Raw genomic sequence first — 18122 nt, forward strand, 5'->3', positions numbered from 1 at the left:
CCAACGTAGCCCCGCCTGCCGTTGCCGGCAAATACAGCGCCGACCAATCGCCGTCATCGCGAACAGCGCTACGCAGAGTCCGAACCGCTCCTTAGTTCGCCAAGCTGAAGTCCTCAATATACCCCGTATGGTATAACTTCAGTGCTGTTTGTGTGCAGCTCATTTGTCGACCACGATGGCCAGTCCGGTGGCGGCAGACGCGTCTGTGATGCCGTCAGCATCGGTCAGCGTGGTGAATCCGATGTCGGCCATGCGTGTGACGGCTGCAGCCGATCGGTTTCCGGTGGCGCAGTAGATGATGTAGTCCCCGTCGATCGGCAGCGCCGCGATCAGCGTGTCGAAGTCCGGGGATTGCACGTCAATATTGATGGCGTCCTGAAGGTGTCCACCGACATACTCTGGTGCGGTGCGCACATCGATGATGACCGTACCGGAGGTGACGGCGATGGAGGGCGCCGGCGCGGGGCTCGCGCAGGCGGCCGTACTGAGCAGTGCCGCCACCGCGATTGTGATGGCGGTGAGTTTTTTCTTCATGGCTGGGTGTCCTGACGGGTGCGTGACGTGGGCGGCAGAGTGATCGGATCGGGGGCGACTTTCCGGGAGCGTGGGAACAAGGGCGTGCAGGTGGCGCAGACCTCACCCTCAGTGGACCCTGACGATTCGTTGCGGGTGGTGGCTCGGCGTTCGCTGGCCAGCCGCTCGCGCAGGGCCCAGAACAAGAGGGTGAGGGCGGCAGCGGCCAGGACCGGCCGAGCAGCACCGCTCACGACCGGGTCGAGAGAGCGTATTTCGGTGGTCAGATAAAGCGCAATTAGGCCCAGTGCCGGCCATCGCGTGTCACAGAGAGTTGCGTCGGCGCCAATAGGCGCGCCGATATAGCTGGCAACGATCAAGCCGATCAAGCTCGCTCCGAGGGCAGTGACCGCGACTGTCCCCCACAGCGCGATACCTGCGCCGCCCGCACTCGGTACGTAGCCGATAGAGAGAACTATCAAGACGACTACGGCGACGGCGGTTGCGATCAGCCAGCGGCGCGGGGTCCAGGTTCGAAGGTCAGTGAACAAGGACGGGAACTTCGGCCGCAGCATCGGCCCGAGCAGGCAGCCGACACGAATATTCTCGAGTCAGGCGCGCGTACAGAGCCCAGATCAACAAAACAATGGACGCGGCGGCCAGATACGGCTGGACGGGCTCGAAGAATCGCATTGCCCCGGTTGTCCCCAAAGCGAGAAGAACCAATTTGTTGCAGACGGGGCACCCCACCGCGAAGAACGTCACCAGCCAGCCGGCCATGCCGGCACGGCCCGCTGCTCTACTGGATGTAGCGCCGTCCGGGTGCGCCACGTAGGTGGCAGTGACCAGACCCGCTAAAGCCGCGCTGAGGCTGAGCACCGGCCACGACCACACGGTTGGCGGGATCTCTCTCGAAAACAATGGCGTGTCAATCAAGTCCGTCGGGATGGCGATGAAGACCACCGCAAATAGTGCGGTTGCCACGGCAACCCACCAGCGACGTGAGGGCCAGTGACACAGGTCCGCGCCGAGCCCGGCCAGCTTGCCGCGCCAAGGAGTACGCCGTGATGATTCGTCTCTGCTGGTGCACTGGTCACGCATTTAAGTAGCCTCATTTACTTTTCATTGTGAAACGCTTGCTGCCATTTTTGAGGATACTTATACCCTAAGGGGTATTATGATCTTAGACAAAACCAGCCGCGCATCCGCTTATCACAGGAGCACACACTCATGGGAACTAGCGCACTTGCGACCCACGCCAGCGACGATCTGCGCAAGACCCTCAATCGGCTCAAGCGCGCGCAGGGGCAGCTTGGTGCCGTCATCACCGCCGTTGAGTCTGGCGCCGATTGCCGTGCCGTGGTCACCCAGCTGGCTGCCGTCTCGAGCGCCATTGACCGGGCGGGGTTCACTATCATCTCGTCGGCGATGAAAGAGTGTTTCATTAATGACGACGCGAATGGAGAAACCAACAAGCTCAGCGTCGATGAGCTTGAGAAGCTTTTTCTCTCCCTTGCCTGACGCCGCTCACGATAGCCAGCCCACGACGGCGCGGAGCGCGACGTACACGGCGAGGGTGAGCACGAGGATCGCGAAGCTTGTTTTGAGAATGCGGTCGGGGATCCCTCGGCTGAGTCTGCCCGCGATCAGGGATGCCAGCATAGCCGTTCCCGCAAAGGCGCCGGTGACGGCCCAGTCGATCTGCACGTCGCTCACGTGAGCGATGAAGCCGGCGGCCGAATTGATGACGATGATCACGAGGGACGTGCCGATCGTGACGCCCATGGGGAGTCCGAGCACGAGAGCCAGTGCCGGAACGATCAGAAACCCGCCGCCGACGCCGAGCAGCCCGGTCAAAAACCCAACGACGGTGCCCGTGGCCAGCGCACGTGGCAGACAACTGCGCCACCAGGTCCCGTTGCTGGCCGGGGCGCAGGGGCCAGTTGCGACGGGAGTGGCAAAAAACATCCGCACACCGGCGATGGCCATGATCACGCTGAAAGCGACGAGCAGAAGCTGAGGGTCAACCAGTCGATTCACGAGAGTGCCAAGATACGCCGTGGGGATTCCGGCGGCACCGATGATGCCGGCGAGACGCCAGTTCACGCCGGTGCGCAGCCGCGGAAGCATGGCGACCGCCGACGCCGCTCCCACGACGATCAGCGAGGTGGGAATCGCCTCTTCGAGGGGTAACCCGACACCGTAGACCAATGCCGGAACGGCCAAGATTGACCCGCCCCCGCCGACCAGGCCAAGGAGCGCACCGACGATCATCCCCAGAAGCAGCGAGGCCAGGATCATGCGTGCGGCGCCAGCTGAGCGAGAATCTTACTTTTCGTGGGTTCGGCAACCGGTCGGTTCCAGGGCATCCACGACAGAATTCGGCCGAGCGTGCAGCTGTTGGTGGCGGCCGACACCGTGAGGCCGACGCCAATGACGCCGGCGAGAAGTCGGAACTGCGGATGGATGAACCTTCCGGCCAGCACGCTCGCCAAGACTAGCGATCCGGCCGTCATGCGTACCTGTCGATCCATGGCCCACATGGAGCGGCCGGTGACGATATCGCCGCCGGCCGCGGCATAGCTCGCCACGCCACCGGCCAACACGCGAGCACCGGTCAGACCAGCTGCGTCAAGTTTTTTCCGCGCTTCCTCCGCGCGTCGACCCGACTGGCACACCAACACAACCCGGGTCGCCATGAGGGGCGCAAACTCTGCAGTGTGTTCTTTGAGCAGGGGCAGAGGCACGTGATGCGAACCCCGGATGTGCTGGGTTTCAAACTCGAAGCCCTCCCTCACATCGATGATCATCAGGTCGTCATGATTGAGAACCCACCGGTGAAACTCGTCTGCCGCGATTGGTGGCGGAATGGGGCTGATGGTGCGCGTGGTGTTAGAGATGGTAGATCCGTTTCAGTTTGGTGCGGGAGCGTGGCAATGTTGAGCAGTGCTGCGACCTGCCATTCAGGCAGTCCGCCGACGATCGTGTCTGACGTGAAGCCAGCATTGGTCCGGTGTTCAGCCGCGGCGGGAGCCTCTTCAGACTTCGACGGCGTGCTGCGCGGCCCATGCGTTGTAACCGCCGACGAGGTCGGTGACGTTCGAATGGCCAAGGCTGCGCAGGGCACTCGCGGCGACGCTTGAACGCCAGCCGCTGGCACAGTGGATGACCACGGGTCCGGCGGGCACCTCGGCGTGGCGCTCGCTCAGCTCGGCCAAAGGAATGCGCAGCGAGCCTGGGATCGCTCCCTGCTCGACCTCGCCGGGGTTACGAACGTCGAGGATTGTTGCGGCGACGTACCGGCGCACAGCCTCGAAGTCCTCAAGCTCGACCCGCGTACCGACCTGTGCCAGTGGGCCGAGGTCGGTGAACGCCTGCGCCGGGTTTGTCAGATATCCGGCGACCCGGTCGAAGCCGATGCGGGCCAGCCGCATTCCGGCCTCGGTTTCGCGGCCGGAGTCGGCGATGATCACGATGCTGTCGTCGTGCTGGATGACCATTCCGGCCGTCTCGGAGAAGCGACCGTCCAGTCCCACGTTGATAGACCCGGCCAGGTGCCCGAGCGCGAAGTCCTCGGGGCCGCGGGTGTCGAGAACGCGGGCTCCGCGTTCAACGGATGTGCGAACATCCGTCAGATTCAGCGGTGCCAGTTCACGGGTGGAACCGATGATTTCGTGCGCGCTGCGGTTGATCATCGCGTCAACGGCGAAATAGCCGGGGATTGCGGGCTGGCCGCTGCGGATCATCGTCACGAAGTCGTTTTCACTCATGGGCTGCACAGACGCGTTCGTCAGGCGCTGGTTGCCGATGGTGGATTCGAGCTCGTCAGAGAGGTTCTTGCCGCAAGCGGAACCAGCACCGTGCGCGGGGAGAACACGCACCGCATCAGGCAAGGCGAGAAGCGTCGTGTGGATCGACGCGTACAGGGCGCGGGCCAGTTGGTCGGGATCGGCGCCGACGGATGCGGCCAGGTCAGGACGACCCACGTCACCGATGAAGAGAGTATCGCCGGTGAGGACGGCATGAGGTACGGCGTCGCCGGCGTGTTCACGAACGACGATGCTGATGGACTCCCAGGTGTGCCCGGGGGTGTCGAGAATTTGCAGTTCCACTTCACCGAGCGAAATTTTCTCGCCATTGGCCAGGTGACGGATCTCGTACTCCGCCTCGGCGCGGGCACCGTAGCCGATCCAGGCGCCAGTGGCTGCGGCCAGCTCAAGGTGACCGGCGACGAAGTCAGCGTGGAAATGCGTGTTGATCACGCCGACGATGGTCAGGTTGTTCGCTTGGGCATCGGCGAGGTAGTCGTCGATGTCGCGGCGAGGGTCCACGACAACGGCTTGACCGCTCGTCTCATCACCGACGAGGTACGAACCATGGGATAAGCAGTTGAGGTAGTACTGGGTCAAAATCATCGTGGCCTCCAAAGATCGGGCCCACCACGCCGACACGAATTGGGGCGTGTAGTGGGTATGCGCCCCAGTCTCGCACATACCCCCTACCGTATACAAGATACCCCTAAGGGTATAGTCTTCGGGTATGGCTATTACCGATCTCACCGAGACCACCTTTGACGCGACCATTGCCCAGAGTCCCATCGTGCTGGTTGATTTCTGGGCGGCATGGTGCGGCCCGTGTCGCAGTTTCGCCCCGACATTCACCGCGGCGTCTGAAAAACACCCCGCAATCACTTTCGGAAAAGTTGACACCGAAGCCGAACAGGGACTGGCCGCAGCCGCGGGCATCCGCTCCATCCCCACGCTGATGGCGTTTCGGGACTCCGTGCTCGTCTTTTCCCAGCCGGGTGCTCTCAACGCTGCCAGCTTGGAAGAACTCATTGCCGGCGTCGAGAACCTCAACATGGACGACGTGCGCGCCAGCATCGCCGCCCACTAAAAACTCCTACCCCCTGAGCTCATCTCCTCCACCTCCGGCGGCGCCACCCGCTTTGGGTGAGCGAGTGGAGGTCAGCGACATTCCCGTCTTCAATGAACGTGCGGTGCACGCCTCACCCTTAATACTCCCTGGGGTATAATTAATATCGAAAGTTCACCTCGTCGAATGGAGATCCCTCATGTGTCGTGCCGTAACGTGCAAAGTGTGCCAAAAGACAACATGGGCGGGCTGCGGTCAGCACATTGATCAGGTAATGCGCGGTGTGCCGCGCAACCAACAGTGCGCCGGGCATGTGAAGGAAAAACCGACCGGATCATTCTGGTCCCGGCTGCTCGGACGCTAACGGCGCGATCCGCGTCATCATCTTCTCAGGCTTGCCCGAAGCGCCTGCGGCCGGCCGCAACGCGATGGCCCTGTTTCGATGCTGATTCCTGACGTGTCTGACAGGTGATCCGGCAGCAACCGGTTAGAACGGCGATCGCCTGTAAAGTGGGGGCGGTATGTTACTTCGGAGCGGTGCTGGCGCCATAAACCCTGACAGCGCTCTCCACCCACAAGAGCAGCGCCGCTCAGTGTTGCGGTGCACAGATTCAGCGACAAAGTCCTGACCGTGCCTTCGGAGAGCGGAGAGCGGATCGCGTGTTACGTGTTGCTGTTTTCGTCTTGTAGAGCGGCTAGCGCGGCGAGAAGGCGTTCATCGGCTTGATCAGCAACGTTCTGTATAGCTCGGGAGTTGCTGAGCTGGACCATGGTTTGTGGGTTGATAGCTTGAACCGTGGTGGTATTCGCTGATGAGCTTCGTCGGATGACGACGTTGCACGGAAGCAGCAAGCCCATGTCTGGCTCTGCGGTGAGTGCTTGTTCGGCGAGGGCCGGGTTGCAAGCGCCCAGGATCAGGTAGTTGCCCAGTGTATTCGCGCTTTCCACGCCAAGTTTCGTTTCAAAGGTCGCATGAACGTCGATTTCAGTCAGAACACCAAATCCCTGGTTGGCGAGTTCTTCCCGCACTCTGGAGACGGCTTTTTCGTAAGGCAGCGAGACGGTGATGGTGTGTGCGTAGTTCATTGGTTTCTCCTGATCCATTTTCGTGAATTGATGGTTGCGGCTGGTGTCAGTTTGCGGTGATGCTTCCCATCATTCCGCTGTCTTCGTGGTCAAGGATGTGGCAGTGGTATTCGATACGTCCGCTGAAGTCGTCACAGGCGATACGCACGCGCATGGAGCTGCGTGCCGGGATGTTCACGACATCCTGCCACATGATGGTGTCGACGGGCTGGCCTGACTGCTCGATGATCTGCATCGGCCACACGTGCAGGTGCATGGGGTGATCGAGCGGGCTGGTATTTGTCAGCAACCAGTCCTCCACGCTGTCGAATTGCACGGTCGTGTCGACCCGGGTGGCATCGAATACCAGGCCGTTGATCGTGGCCGACATCATGCCCCCACCCATGTCGCCGTCCATATTTCCGTCCATTCCCATCGCGAAGATTAGCTCGCGTTCGGCGGCTACGGAGGCCGTCCGTAGGTTACGTGGAATGGCCTGACCGGCCACGATAAATGTAGCCAGCGCGATGACGTCGGTGGCAGTGAAGCTTGCGAGTCACAGTCTCGCGTCGATCGCGCGCTCGACGCTCTCGAGGACGGGACACCTGCGTCATCACGACGCGACACCGGCTGGGCCGGTCAACGCAGAACATGCTCGCATTCACTGAAGAGCTCCGCGGCCGCGGTGCTGGCCTTCGCGTACTGAACCTCGGCGGTGGCGACGCCGGCACTGCGACGCCGGCACTGCGTCGCCGGCACTGCGTCGCCGGCACTGCGTCGCCGGCACTGCGTCGCCGCTCTCGGAAAATCTACTGCTCGCGGCCGTCGTCGCGCGAGCGCGCATCCTCCTGCCCGTGCACAGGTGGCCCGCTCCGGGCAGCAGGGCGTGCTTGACCTATCCGCGAACAGCCGATCTGGCGAACCGACACAGCCGCGGGCGAATCAACGTCACTTTGAGGCTCACGACCTTATCGTCCTGGTGTCACGGATGCGCCGTCGTGCAAAACGGCATCCGCTTCCTCGTCGTCGATCGCTTCCGGATGCCGCTTGAGATTGAGCAGGGCCACCCCCAGACCTCCCCATACGGCCAACAGAGCAATGATCATCATGACAACTGCGGAGGTACTCATGGCTTCTTCCTTTCCCCGGCTACGGATCCTGATGCGGCGGTTTCGGATAGGCCAGTTTCGCCACCCTTGGTCTTATCCGTGGCGGATTCATTCGCATCGAGCTCGGCGTCCAGGATCGGTCCATGGACATTTTTCTCATAAGCGGCGGATCGATGGCTCCACGGAATCTTCGAGAGCAGGTAGGCGATCAGTACCAAGGCAATCACCATGCCCCAGCCGAAGACACCGACAAACCAGTCCGGCAAACCGCCGTAGCCCTCGCTGATCCTAGTGGTGAGGGTGTCGATCAGGATGTACCCCAGGACCACCGGAGTGACACCGCCGATGAAAATCTGCCAACTGCGCCCCAGCTTGACCGAGGACGTTGCATTGATGTGTTCGCGCAGCCGGGGAAGTGCGCTGAACCCAGCAGACATCGCCACCACGGCCACCAGTGCGACGGCTACAATTCCGAAGCTATTGACAAAGGCATCGGTCACATCGAGCAGGTTCAGACCCGTCGTCGTTGGAAACAGCACGATCGATATCAGGGCCATAGGGATGCCCACGACCAGCGTTGCCTTCACCCGCCGCCAGCCTAACTTGTCCTGAACGGCGGCAATGATGACTTCGACGATACTGATCAACGACGTTAGACCGGCGAACACAAGCGAACCGAAGAACAGCACTCCCAACAGAACGCCCGCCGGCGCCTGCGCAATGATGGTCGGGAACGCAATGAATGCCAGACCGATACCGCTGACAGCGACTTCGTCCACACCAACCCCGCTCGATGCCGCCATGAATCCCAAGGCAGCGAAGACCCCGATGCCGGCCAGCAGCTCGAAGCCGGAATTAGCGAAGCCGACGACGAACCCGGAACCGGTCAGATCAGTTTTCCGCCGCAGGTAGGAGGAATACGTGATCATGATCCCGAAGGCCACCGACAGCGAGAAGAAGATCTGCCCATAGGCAGCCACCCAGATAGAACTGTCACCGAGCCGGGTCCAGTCCGGCGTGAAGAACGCGTCCAGTCCGGTCCAGGCACCCTCAAGGAACAGCGCTTGGACGACCAGAATGAGAAACATGATCAACAGCAACGGCATAAACACGATGGAGGATCGGGCAATCCCCTTGTGCACGCCCATAGCCAGGATGGCGATAACCACGCCCCACACGAGAATCAGCGGAATGAGCACGGAGGGCACGAAGTCGAAGCCCAGGTTCACCTGATCGCTGACCTGGAGGAACTCGCCGGTAAAGAAACCCGCGGCGTCCTCGCCCCAAGCGGTGGTGAAGGAGAATATGAAGTACATGCCCGCCCAGGCAATGATCACCGCGTAGTACACGGCAATGACGAAACAGATTCCTACTTGCCACCAGCCAATGGCTTCGGCTTTGGGATGCAGTCTCCGCATTGCCAGCGGAGGCGAACCACGGAATCGGTGCCCGATGGCATAATCGAGGAAAAGTAGCGGTATTCCGGCAGTAAGCAAGGCGACCAGATACGGGATAATGAATGCCCCGCCGCCGTTTTCGTAGGCAACGTAGGGGAAGCGCCAGATATTGCCCAGTCCCACGGCGGACCCGATGGCGGCAAGAATGAACACTCTCCGCCCGGACCACATTTCACGCTGTGGCCGCGCGCTGGCAATCAAGGGCGGTTGTTGTGTCTTTCCTGATAAACTCACAGTTGTAATCCTCGCAGCAGATGCTCTCGGTGGGTAACCGTCTTCACGGTATCCCCGCCCCAGAAATCATGTCAAGACGCCCGGCGAGATGAATTCGTAGCATCATTCGAAAGAGAACCTCATATAGGTTGACATCTTCCGGATTGGATCACCGGAAACGGTGATCGTGATTTCCGGCGATGCGTCCAGGGTTTCGCTGTCAGGTCCATCGCGCACGCATCGAGAGTAATTCCCGCTACTGGAAGACTCCGGTCGTCCTTCACCCGGCCTGAGTCGGCGATCTGTCCAGTGATCATTGAAGGTTTTCGTGCCGCTTGCTGGCATAGCGATGAGTGTGAATGAAACTCGGTTGTCATTTCTGTTGGCCGCTGACGCTGCCGTTGAATTACTCGCTGAAGAGCGCACGCTTTGCTCATGCCTGTTTCCACTAACTCTACTCTTACGTTAGCGTAGAGATGTACGATTATTCCCGTACGAAACGAGGTGGCATTCATGCTTATCGGTGAGTTCGCCGAACGGACTGGGCTCTCCCAGCGCACAGTGCGGCACTACGACGAGATCCAAGTGTTGCAAGCGTCGGGGCGCAGCGGATCTGGCTATCGGCTCTATGCCCCGGCCGACCTCGACCGGGCACGCATCATCCGCAGCCTCCGAGCATTGTCTCTCACCCATCCGGAAATCAAGGAAGCCCTGGCGACGCTTGATCTGGTCGACTCCGACCCGGACGCGACGGTGTCAACAATCCGGCGCGATCTCGCCATCCTGATCAGCGATGTCGAAGCGCGTGAATGCTCACTGCGCGAACAGGTTCGCGTAGCCAGCGGGTTCATCGACCTGCTGCGGAGTCTGTGAATCAACCACGCCCACCTGGTGATCACGCTCAGACAGGAATACCGTGACGCATCAAACCACCCCTACCGTCTCTAACCTCGATATCCTCGCCCAAGCCCACAAACGGCGCACCTTTGCCGTTATTTCTCACCCTGATGCCGGCAAGTCCACGCTGACCGAAGCACTCTTGCTGCACGCGCACGCGATTGATCGGGCGGGTGCGGTACACGGCAAAGCTGGCCGGCGGGGCACCGTGTCTGACTGGATGGCCATGGAGCAGGCCCGTGGCATATCCGTGACGTCCGCCGCTATCCAGTTTGAGTATCGCGACACCGTGATCAATCTCGTTGACACCCCCGGTCACGCCGATTTCTCCGAAGACACCTTCCGGGTCCTCTCCGCTGTTGATGCCGCTGTGATGCTCGTCGATGCCAGCAAGGGCCTCGAACCAGAAACTATGAAGCTGTTTGAGGTGTGCCGACAACACGGCCTGCCTGTGATCACGGTCATCAATAAATGGGATCGACCTGGAAAGTCCGCGTTGGATCTCATGGACGAGATCCATGACCGCACCGGGCTTGTGCCCACACCGCTCACCTGGCCTGTCGGGCTCGCCGGCGAATTTCGCGGAGTTCTAGATCGACAATCCCCCGGATTTGTGCGTTTCACTCGAACCCCGGGAGGCGCGACCGCCGCCATTGAAGCTCGTACCACGGCGACGGCCGCTGCCGCGGAACTCGGTCAGGATTGGACTAATGCTGCCGAAGAATCAGCACTGCTCCATGCCGAAGGGCACGACCACGACGAGGCACTTTTTCTTCGCGCGACGACCACGCCGGTGCTGTTTTGCGCTGCCGTTCTCAATTTTGGTGTTCACCAGCTGCTGGATGCTCTCGTGGAATTCGCTCCGCCCGCTCTGGCCCGGGCAGATATCACCGGTCGACAACGGCCCGTCAACGGTGACTTCTCCGGATTTGTCTTCAAGGTTCAGTCCGGCATGAACGCCTCGCACCGTGACCACGTCGCATTCGTGCGGGTGTGTTCGGGCATGTTCCACCGCGGGATGGTTGTGACGCAGGCATCGACCGGCCGTCCGTTTGCCACGAAGTATGCGCAACAGATGTTCGGACGGGAACGCACCATGGCGGAGCAGGCCTGGCCCGGCGACATCGTGGGGTTGATCAATGCAGCCTCTCTTCGGGTGGGCGATTCACTCTATGATTCCGAACCCGTTGAATACCCGCCCCTGCCGGTGTTCGCCCCCGAGTATTTTCGTGCCGTACGCCCCGCCGACACCAGCAGGCACAAGCAATTCCGTCGCGGAATCGATCAACTCGACCATGAGGGGGTCATTCAAGTCATGCGGTCTGACCTGCGGGGCGACCAGGCTCCAGCACTCGGGGCGGTGGGTCCGATGCAGTTCGACGTCGTTGAGGAACGCATGACGCACGATTTTGGTGCTGATATCCGCATGGAAACGTTGCCCTACCAAGTCGCGCGCTGCACCGATCGAGCAAGCGCGGGCAGACTGGGGTCGCTACGCCAGGTGGAAGTGCTCACTCGATCCGACAACACCCTCTTGGCCTTGTTCAGCACCCCCTGGCGGTTTCAGGCTGTCGCTCGGGAGTTCCCGGATATCGTGCTGGAAGACCTCAGCCCGTCCGTCGAGACGGAGTCCGTCGAGGGCGCAGCCCGCGGCGATAAACGCCGCTGAAGGTGCGTCACCGGCGAGAACAGCAGCGGCCCGGCACACATGATGCGCCGGGCCGCTGCTGTGCTGGCTATCGTCTAGGCGTCAACGACGACCGCCGTGATCACCGGGTTGCGCCGATACTTGCGTTGCATCCAGCGGGTCACGCTCTCGGAGAAGATGCGCTCGAGGGCTGCTCCGTCGAGCGCGTTGTTCTGGGTTGCTGCAACCATGGCCTTGTCGATGACCTGCGCGGCATTGGCTGCCCAGTCGGCATCGTGAGTGAAGCCGCGGGAGATGAATTCCACCGGTTCGGCCAGGCGTCCCGTCTTGGTGTTGAGAATTCCCAGAACGGTAATGGCACCGTCCTCGGCGAGGAGTCGACGGTCTTCCATCGCTTCCGCTGCATCTCCTCCGACGGTCATGCCGTCGACGAGGACGTAGTCGGCTGGCACTCGGCCGACGACGGTGGCGCGTCCGTCGACCAGGTCGACCACGATGCCATCTTCGACGACGAGAACGTGGTCTTTACTGATTCCGGTGCGCACGGCCAGGTCCGCGTTGGCGGTGAGGTGGCGCCATTCACCGTGCACGGGCATCACGTTGGTTGGGCGCATCACGTTATAGCAGTAGACGAGTTCGCCCGCGCTGGCGTGCCCGGACACGTGGACTTTGGCATTGGCCTTGTGCACGACGTTGGCACCCCAGCGGGTCAGTCCGTTGATGACCCGGTAGATGGAGTTCTCATTTCCCGGAATGACCGAACTGGCCAAGAGAACGGTGTCGCCCTCCCCGATGCGAATGGTGTGTTCACGGTTCGCCATACGGGCCAGAGCCGCCATCGGTTCTCCCTGTGAACCGGTGCAGATAAGAACGACCTTGTCGTCTTGCATCCGCTCCAGGGCCTTGACATCTACGAGCAGTCCCTTCGGGACGTGCAGATACCCCAGCTCAGCGGCCATACCCATGTTGCGCACCATGGATCGGCCGACGAAGGCCACCTTGCGGTTGTGGCGTACAGCCGCATCGATCACCTGTTGGATGCGATGGACGTGACTGGCAAAGCTGGAGACAATGATCCGTCGTGGCGCGGTGCGAAACACGGTGTCGATGGCGGGGCCGATGTCGGCTTCGGGTGTGGTGAATCCGGGCACAACGGCGTTGGTCGAGTCGATCAGCAGCAGGTCGATGCCTTCGTCGCCGAGCCGGGCGAAACCGGGCAGGTCGGTGAGTCGGTTGTCGAGGGGGAACTGATCCATTTTGAAGTCGCCGGTGTGCACGACCAGCCCGGCTTCTGTGCGGATGCCGATGGCGAGGCCGTCGGGGATGGAATGGTTCACGGCCAGGAATTCAAGGTTGAAGGGACCAACAGAGCGGCGTTCGCCTTCCTTAACTTCAACGACCGGGGGATGCAGACGGTGTTCCTGAAATTTTGCTCCGACGAAGGCGAGGGTCAGCTTGGAGGCGATGACGGGAATGTCACCGCGTTCCTTGAGCAGGTAGGGCACGGCGCCGATGTGGTCTTCGTGGCCGTGGGTGAGGACGATGGCTTCGATGTCATCAAGCCGATCACGCAAGATCGAGAAATCGGGCAGGATCACGTTGATGCCGGGCTGAATGTCTTTCGGGAACAGCAGCCCGCAGTCGATGACGAGCAGTTTGCCTTTGTGCTCAAACACGGTCATATTACGGCCGATTTCGCCGAGACCGCCGAGCGGGATGATGCGCAGGCCGCGCGCCGGAAGTACGGGCGGTGCAGTAAGGGACAGTGGATGGGTGCTCATTGAGCTCTTTTCTTGGGGCGCGGGCGTCAGCCCACGGAATGGTCAGATTCGTATGGGTCGGGCAGGAAATCGGCCACGTCACTGGCAATGAAATCCGAGGCCGGCATGATGAGCCGGTCGAGAAATTCAAAGGCGAGTTGTCGGATTGCCGGAGCGGCGATATCGGTTTCGGCGCTGATCTCGGTGGAGAACCACCGTGTCGACGCTCGTTTGGGGTCGTTGCTGGCGACAGCATCAATGAAGTCGCCGAAGAATGTTGAATCGTCGCGATCGGAACCGGTCTCGGAGGTGTTGGACTCCGCGTAGGCGCGCGTGACCGCGACGTAATACCGAGCGACGGTGTAAATGAAGAGGAATGCGTGTCCCTGCGACGATCCTTCGCGGGACTTGTCGTCCATGGCTGTGAGTTCAAACTCCCACTCCGCATGTTCCGCGTGGCGGGCCAGCAGGAGGGTGATCTTGGTCAGCATGAAATCCTGAATCAGGTGCTGGTCGGTACGAGCGAGGGGATGAACGAACATGAAGTGCTCCTCTCGGGAACCTAGAACGGAAAAGTAGGGGCCGCGATCGGGTCAGGGACCGCGTGAGCGGCTTTCTGTCAACCACCTACAGCAACTCTACCGTAACGTAAGGGAAGAGTATGAATTGAAGGCCATTTCCTATCCACTATCGGTCACCTTCCTCTCACGTGAGAGTAGAGTGTAGGTGGGCTTGCGTGTCGCTCACCATTCGAAAGCTGTTCGAACCTTCCAGATGCGCTCTTTTTGCACGTCGCAGCCAGCGCACTGCTGGCGCGCCGTCCGCCCCATTCTTGTGAAAGCTTCCGTGTCGTCTTCTACACCACACTCCCCACACTTCCCCCACTCCCCCGCGCCGTCCGACCGAAGGACAGCGCCGCGCCCGAGTCCGCGAATCTCATGGTCCTGGCTGGCCCTCATCGGTGCCGCCGGACTGATCTCGGTCATGACGGCCCCCGGCCAGACTGCCGGTCTCTCCGTCTTTACAGATCCCTTGATTGTCGACCTGGGACTGTCGCGAACGGATGTCTCGCTCAGTTACCTCATTGGCACGCTCGTTGGCGCGTCCGTGCAGCCGTTTATTGGGCGGGCGTTGGACCGATGGGGAGCACGGTCCGTCACGGTCGTGATTGGCCTCAGCTTTGCCGTCATCCTCCTAGCCTTCAGCTTCGTTGGTGAGATCATCGGGCTCACCGCCGGCTTCACCGGTGTTCGGATGGCCGGCCAGGGTGCGCTCACCCTGGCCGCGACCACCGCGGTTGCCCGGGCCATCCACCATCGGCGCGGGCTGGCCTTAGGTATTGCGAGTGCCATCGGCTCGGCCGGCATCTCACTCGCACCGATCTTTGTAGAGCGGCTGATCGCGTCTGTTGGCATTTATGATGCGTGGCGGTGGGAAGCGGTGCTTGTGGCCGTGGTGGTCATTCCGTTGGCGTTGGTCTTTCCCAGGCGCGCCCCCGCCGTCGATCCGGAGTCGACCCCCTCCACGGCTCAGCTCACTATTCAGAAGGAATCGTGGACGCTGCCGGAGGCCATCCGATCGGGCATGTTCTGGGTTATCGCCGCAAGCCTGGCAACCTCGGGCATGCTGACAACGGCGCTGGCGTTTCACCAAATCGCCATTTTAGGCGCCCAAGGCCTGACCCCGTTAGAAGCGGCGGCGAACTTTCTACCGCAGACCGTTACCGGGATCTTAGCCACCCTGCTCACGGGAAGCCTCGTCGACCGGGTTAGCCCCAAGGTTTTCATCGTGTTTTCCATGGTGACGCTGGCCGCGGCTCTCGTTATGCTGCCGTGGGTGACCAGCGGAATGGCGGCCATCGTCTACGGCCTCGTTCTTGGTGCCGCCGGAGGGAGCCTGCGCGGAATGGAAGCCGCCTCATACGTGCGCTATTACGGCTTGGCACACATTGGCAATATCCGCGGAGTAGCTACGGCAATCGGCCTCGCGTCGACGGCTTTCGGCCCGGTCGCGCTCTCGCTCGGGTTCGACCTGACCGGCAGCTTCACCACACCGGCGCTGGCGCTGGCACTTATTCCCGTCATCATCATCGGCGTCGCCCTCTTCGTGCGACCGCCGCAGCGAGCCTAGCGCGACCGCTCAGCTCTACTGAGTGCGCAGAACCTCAAGAAACTCGTCGGCCATTCCCAGCTGGTCCTGGAGTTTTTGCCGACGCTCAACCGCTTGCGCAATGAAAGTGTCAAGCTCCGCGCGGACATCCGGATTGTCCGAACCAGCCACGCCGCCCTGCAGCGTGTCGATGATCTTCAACAGCGCCATCATCTCTTCGAGAGAGAACCCCAGCGGCTTCATGCGGCGAATCAAGATCAGTCGAGAATGATCTTCCTGCGTGTAGAGGCGAAAACCGCCCTCGGTACGACCAGAGGCCTTCAGTAGCCCGATTTCGTCATAGTGACGAATGGTGCGCAGTGAGAGGCCGGTCTTCTCGGCGAGCTCTCCAATGTGCATGGTGCCCGTGGTGGCCGTGGTGGCTGGGGAAGTCATAGTTGATACCTTTTCTCGAACGGATTCGCAATCAACCCTAACGTTAGAGTAGTGTTGCAGAAGTTGGCTGACATTGTCATGTGAGCCCACTCTCCCACCATTGTCCCTGATGACTGGTGGAGGTGCGCGACGGGGCGCCCACACTCACTTCTTCTACTCATCCGACACCAAACGTGTGTCCCGCTCCAGGAAGGCCCCATGGCCATCATTGAAAAAACCACGGAGAAGAATCGGTACAAAGCCGATCCCACCGTGATGAAAGCTCTGCGCACACCGCGCATCCTCACCCGGGAGGTGCTCGCTGGCCTCGTTGTGGCCATGGCCCTCATTCCCGAGGCGATTGCATTCTCTATCATCGCCGGCGTCGATCCGCGTGTCGGCCTCTTTTCGACCTTCATCATGGCCGTGTCGATCGCAGTTCTCGGTGGCCGCCCCGCCATGATCACCGGTGCGACCGCTGCCATCGCGCTTGTAATCGCCCCGGTCGCGCGGGATTACGGCATCGACTACTTCATCGCTACTGTGATCCTGGCGGGTGTCTTCCAAATTGTCTTCGCGTTCATCGGCGTTGCCAAAATCATGCGGTTCATTCCCCGCAGCGTCATGGTCGGTTTCGTCAACGCCCTCGGTATCCTGATTTTCACCTCGCAGCTGCCGCAGCTGCTGGGCGTCCCGTTCATGGTCTACCCGCTTGTCGCGGTCGGCATCATCATCATGGTCGTCATGCCGCGCTTCACCAAGGTGGTTCCCGCGCCGCTCGTCGCGATCGTCGTACTCACGGTGTTGACCGTCGTGGTGTCGATCAATGTCCCCACCATTGGGGACCAGGGCGAACTGCCCACGACGCTTCCGCAGCTATTCTTCCCCAACGTCCCGCTCAACCTGGAAACGTTGACGATCATCGCTCCCTACGCCTTCGGAATGGCGATGGTCGGAATTCTCGAGTCGCTGATGGCCGCCAAGATCGTCGACGAGAGCACCGACACCCACTCCAACAAAACCCGTGAGTCCTGGGCTCAGGGCGTTGCCAACATGCTCTCGGGCTTCTTCGGCGGCATGGGCGGCTGCGCGATGGTCGGCCAGACCATGATCAACGTCAAGGCTTCCGGGGCCCGCACCCGCATCTCCACCTTCCTCGCCGGCGCCTTTCTGCTCGTTCTCGTACTCGGCCTCGGCGATGTGCTGTCCGTCGTGCCCATGGCTGCTCTGGTCGCGGTGATGATCATCGTGTCCGTGCTGACCTTCGACTGGCACAGCATCCGTCTGAGCACGCTGAAGCGAATGCCCAAGAGCGAGACCACGGTCATGGTAGCCACGGTCATCGCCGTCGTCGCCACCCACAACCTCGCCGTCGGCGTCGTGATCGGTGTCGTCATCGCTATGGTCGCTTTCGCCCGCCGCGTCGCCCACCTCGCACAGGTCGAACGCAGCCTGACCGTGGATGACCAGGGCCCGGTCGCCTACTACACCGTCACCGGCGCACTATTCTTTGCCTCCAGCAACGATCTGAAGACGCAGTTCAGCTACCTCGACGATCCTGACCGCATCGTCATCGACATGACGAACTCGCACATCTGGGATGCCTCCACCGTCGCTACCCTCGACGACATCAAGTACAAGTACCAGCGGCACGACAAGGTCGTGACCATCGACGGACTCAACGAATCCAGCAGCCTGCTCCATGCCCGCCTCGCCGGAAATATGGGCTCGGGCCACTAATCCATCCCACTTCCTTGCCTAACCGGGTCGGGCTCTGCCTCCTTTCGGGGCCCGGCCTATTTGTGCGCGAAGGGGCTTAAACCCTCACGTTCAGGTAACGTTGCGATGGCTGAGTGTTTCGACGGGAAAAAATATTCTCCTTCGGGTCGACTCTCATCACACCGCGCCCCAGTGGCGAGACGCGTGAAACCGGCGCCCCAATCGCCACTCCCATCCATCTGGCTTCTCCCTGAGGTCCCGTTTCTGGAGGCCTCATGGCCATTGTTCACAAATCCACCGCGCCCAACCGTTACCGAGCGGAACCCTCCGTTCTCACCGCTCT

At 61.2% G+C, this 18122-nt stretch carries 19 protein-coding genes and 1 pseudogene; 7 read left to right on the forward strand and 13 right to left on the reverse strand.

The annotated features are described in order from the left end of the window. Nucleotides 1-159 precede the first annotated feature (159 nt). The 3 genes from CXY74_RS08975 to CXY74_RS08985 are packed head-to-tail and all read right to left on the reverse strand — an operon-like array spanning nucleotide 160 to nucleotide 1497. Nucleotides 160-534 (reverse strand): rhodanese-like domain-containing protein, encoded by a 375-nt coding sequence (locus CXY74_RS08975; protein WP_104200112.1) that lies wholly within the window; start codon nucleotides 532-534, stop codon nucleotides 160-162. Next, nucleotides 531-1064, reverse strand: a complete 534-nt coding sequence (locus tag CXY74_RS08980) for a hypothetical protein (protein WP_146070102.1) — start codon at nucleotides 1062-1064, stop codon at nucleotides 531-533. The genes CXY74_RS08975 and CXY74_RS08980 overlap by 4 nt, the downstream gene beginning before the upstream one ends. Next, nucleotides 1054-1497 (reverse strand): hypothetical protein, encoded by a 444-nt coding sequence (locus tag CXY74_RS08985; protein ID WP_199183182.1) that lies wholly within the window; start codon nucleotides 1495-1497, stop codon nucleotides 1054-1056. The genes CXY74_RS08980 and CXY74_RS08985 overlap by 11 nt, the downstream gene beginning before the upstream one ends. A gap of 246 nt (nucleotides 1498-1743) precedes the next feature. Here CXY74_RS08985 and CXY74_RS08990 point away from each other — a divergent pair, with 246 nt between their 5' ends. Continuing rightward, complete coding sequence (locus CXY74_RS08990) at nucleotides 1744-2034, forward strand: metal-sensitive transcriptional regulator (RefSeq protein WP_104200114.1); 291 nt, start codon at nucleotides 1744-1746, stop codon at nucleotides 2032-2034. A 6-nt stretch (nucleotides 2035-2040) separates the two neighbouring features. On the opposite strand, the gene CXY74_RS08995 is transcribed toward CXY74_RS08990, so the two are convergent. From CXY74_RS08995 to CXY74_RS09005, 3 genes are all read right to left on the reverse strand, one after another. After that, entirely contained in the window at nucleotides 2041-2814 is a 774-nt protein-coding gene (locus CXY74_RS08995) for a sulfite exporter TauE/SafE family protein (protein WP_104200115.1), read from the reverse strand. Next, a complete protein-coding gene (locus tag CXY74_RS09000) occupies nucleotides 2811-3413 on the reverse strand; it encodes a rhodanese-like domain-containing protein (RefSeq protein WP_370446138.1) in 603 nt (200 codons plus the stop codon). Before CXY74_RS09000 ends, CXY74_RS08995 begins: the two co-directional genes overlap by 4 nt. Nucleotides 3414-3551: 138 nt before the next feature. Further along, nucleotides 3552-4928 carry a rhodanese-like domain-containing protein gene (locus CXY74_RS09005; protein ID WP_104200117.1) on the reverse strand — a complete coding sequence of 459 codons (1377 nt, stop codon included), beginning with the start codon at nucleotides 4926-4928 and terminating at the stop codon, nucleotides 3552-3554. A 124-nt stretch (nucleotides 4929-5052) separates the two neighbouring features. Between CXY74_RS09005 and CXY74_RS09010 the strand changes: the two genes are divergently transcribed. Continuing rightward, nucleotides 5053-5409, forward strand: a complete 357-nt coding sequence (locus CXY74_RS09010) for a co-chaperone YbbN (RefSeq protein WP_104200118.1) — start codon at nucleotides 5053-5055, stop codon at nucleotides 5407-5409. Between the two features lie 642 nt (nucleotides 5410-6051). Here the strand turns inward: CXY74_RS09010 and CXY74_RS09015 are convergent. Both CXY74_RS09015 and CXY74_RS09020 read right to left on the reverse strand, forming a co-directional pair. Beyond that, nucleotides 6052-6474 (reverse strand): DUF302 domain-containing protein, encoded by a 423-nt coding sequence (locus CXY74_RS09015; RefSeq protein ID WP_104200119.1) that lies wholly within the window; start codon nucleotides 6472-6474, stop codon nucleotides 6052-6054. Nucleotides 6475-6520: 46 nt separating this feature from the next. Further along, the gene (locus tag CXY74_RS09020) at nucleotides 6521-6871 is read right to left on the reverse strand and encodes a multicopper oxidase domain-containing protein (protein WP_233193298.1); all 351 of its coding nucleotides are present in this window, start codon (nucleotides 6869-6871) and stop codon (nucleotides 6521-6523) included. A gap of 114 nt (nucleotides 6872-6985) precedes the next feature. Here CXY74_RS09020 and CXY74_RS17955 point away from each other — a divergent pair. Beyond that, a pseudogene (locus tag CXY74_RS17955) lies at nucleotides 6986-7194 on the forward strand (recombinase family protein); the annotation flags it as partial. A 227-nt stretch (nucleotides 7195-7421) separates the two neighbouring features. Here CXY74_RS17955 and CXY74_RS09030 read toward each other — a convergent pair. Both CXY74_RS09030 and CXY74_RS09035 read right to left on the reverse strand, forming a co-directional pair. Then, entirely contained in the window at nucleotides 7422-7583 is a 162-nt protein-coding gene (locus CXY74_RS09030) for a methionine/alanine import family NSS transporter small subunit (protein ID WP_104200121.1), read from the reverse strand. Further along, nucleotides 7580-9190 (reverse strand): sodium-dependent transporter, encoded by a 1611-nt coding sequence (locus CXY74_RS09035; RefSeq protein WP_104200122.1) that lies wholly within the window; start codon nucleotides 9188-9190, stop codon nucleotides 7580-7582. The genes CXY74_RS09030 and CXY74_RS09035 overlap by 4 nt, the downstream gene beginning before the upstream one ends. 555 nt (nucleotides 9191-9745) lie before the next feature. Here CXY74_RS09035 and CXY74_RS09040 point away from each other — a divergent pair. Next, a complete protein-coding gene (locus tag CXY74_RS09040; protein WP_146070103.1) occupies nucleotides 9746-10105 on the forward strand; it encodes a MerR family transcriptional regulator in 360 nt (119 codons plus the stop codon). A gap of 43 nt (nucleotides 10106-10148) precedes the next feature. Next, nucleotides 10149-11798: a peptide chain release factor 3 gene (locus tag CXY74_RS09045; RefSeq protein ID WP_104200124.1), complete on the forward strand. Its 1650-nt coding sequence runs from the start codon at nucleotides 10149-10151 to the stop codon at nucleotides 11796-11798. 74 nt (nucleotides 11799-11872) lie between these two features. Here the strand turns inward: CXY74_RS09045 and CXY74_RS09050 are convergent, their stop codons facing one another. Both CXY74_RS09050 and CXY74_RS09055 read right to left on the reverse strand, forming a co-directional pair. Continuing rightward, nucleotides 11873-13558, reverse strand: a complete 1686-nt coding sequence (locus CXY74_RS09050) for a ribonuclease J (protein ID WP_104200125.1) — start codon at nucleotides 13556-13558, stop codon at nucleotides 11873-11875. Between the two features lie 26 nt (nucleotides 13559-13584). Next, entirely contained in the window at nucleotides 13585-14079 is a 495-nt protein-coding gene (locus tag CXY74_RS09055; protein WP_104200126.1) for a hypothetical protein, read from the reverse strand. Between the two features lie 442 nt (nucleotides 14080-14521). On the opposite strand from CXY74_RS09055, the gene CXY74_RS09065 reads away from it, so the two are divergent. Further along, complete coding sequence (locus CXY74_RS09065) at nucleotides 14522-15667, forward strand: MFS transporter (RefSeq protein WP_104200128.1); 1146 nt, start codon at nucleotides 14522-14524, stop codon at nucleotides 15665-15667. 15 nt (nucleotides 15668-15682) lie between these two features. Here the strand turns inward: CXY74_RS09065 and CXY74_RS09070 are convergent, their stop codons facing one another. Further along, nucleotides 15683-16081 (reverse strand): MerR family DNA-binding transcriptional regulator, encoded by a 399-nt coding sequence (locus CXY74_RS09070; protein ID WP_104200129.1) that lies wholly within the window; start codon nucleotides 16079-16081, stop codon nucleotides 15683-15685. Nucleotides 16082-16279: 198 nt separating this feature from the next. Between CXY74_RS09070 and CXY74_RS09075 the strand changes: the two genes are divergently transcribed. Further along, nucleotides 16280-17800 (forward strand): SulP family inorganic anion transporter, encoded by a 1521-nt coding sequence (locus CXY74_RS09075; protein WP_104200130.1) that lies wholly within the window; start codon nucleotides 16280-16282, stop codon nucleotides 17798-17800. The last annotated feature ends 322 nt before the right edge of the window (nucleotides 17801-18122 follow it).

It is taken from the genome of Cryobacterium sp. Y29 (assembly GCF_002929825.1).
In the GTDB taxonomy this organism is placed as follows: Bacteria; Actinomycetota; Actinomycetes; order Actinomycetales; family Microbacteriaceae; genus Cryobacterium.

Bases quoted from the DNA above. Each gene is read 5' to 3' on its own strand.
- CXY74_RS09005 (WP_104200117.1), bottom strand. From the start codon at position 4,928: ATGATTTTGACCCAGTACTACCTCAACTGCTTATCCCATGGTTCGTAC.
- CXY74_RS09055 (WP_104200126.1), bottom strand. From the start codon at position 14,079: ATGTTCGTTCATCCCCTCGCTCGTACCGACCAGCACCTGATTCAGGAT.
- CXY74_RS09030 (WP_104200121.1), bottom strand. From the start codon at position 7,583: ATGAGTACCTCCGCAGTTGTCATGATGATCATTGCTCTGTTGGCCGTA.
- CXY74_RS09070 (WP_104200129.1), bottom strand. From the start codon at position 16,081: ATGACTTCCCCAGCCACCACGGCCACCACGGGCACCATGCACATTGGA.
- CXY74_RS08975 (WP_104200112.1), bottom strand. From the start codon at position 534: ATGAAGAAAAAACTCACCGCCATCACAATCGCGGTGGCGGCACTGCTC.
- CXY74_RS09075 (WP_104200130.1), top strand. From the start codon at position 16,280: ATGGCCATCATTGAAAAAACCACGGAGAAGAATCGGTACAAAGCCGAT.
- CXY74_RS09065 (WP_104200128.1), top strand. From the start codon at position 14,522: ATGACGGCCCCCGGCCAGACTGCCGGTCTCTCCGTCTTTACAGATCCC.
- CXY74_RS09010 (WP_104200118.1), top strand. From the start codon at position 5,053: ATGGCTATTACCGATCTCACCGAGACCACCTTTGACGCGACCATTGCC.
- CXY74_RS09020 (WP_233193298.1), bottom strand. From the start codon at position 6,871: ATGGACGGCGACATGGGTGGGGGCATGATGTCGGCCACGATCAACGGC.
- CXY74_RS09015 (WP_104200119.1), bottom strand. From the start codon at position 6,474: ATGAACTACGCACACACCATCACCGTCTCGCTGCCTTACGAAAAAGCC.
- CXY74_RS09050 (WP_104200125.1), bottom strand. From the start codon at position 13,558: ATGAGCACCCATCCACTGTCCCTTACTGCACCGCCCGTACTTCCGGCG.
- CXY74_RS09040 (WP_146070103.1), top strand. From the start codon at position 9,746: ATGCTTATCGGTGAGTTCGCCGAACGGACTGGGCTCTCCCAGCGCACA.
- CXY74_RS09035 (WP_104200122.1), bottom strand. From the start codon at position 9,190: ATGTGGTCCGGGCGGAGAGTGTTCATTCTTGCCGCCATCGGGTCCGCC.
- CXY74_RS08990 (WP_104200114.1), top strand. From the start codon at position 1,744: ATGGGAACTAGCGCACTTGCGACCCACGCCAGCGACGATCTGCGCAAG.
- CXY74_RS08995 (WP_104200115.1), bottom strand. From the start codon at position 2,814: ATGATCCTGGCCTCGCTGCTTCTGGGGATGATCGTCGGTGCGCTCCTT.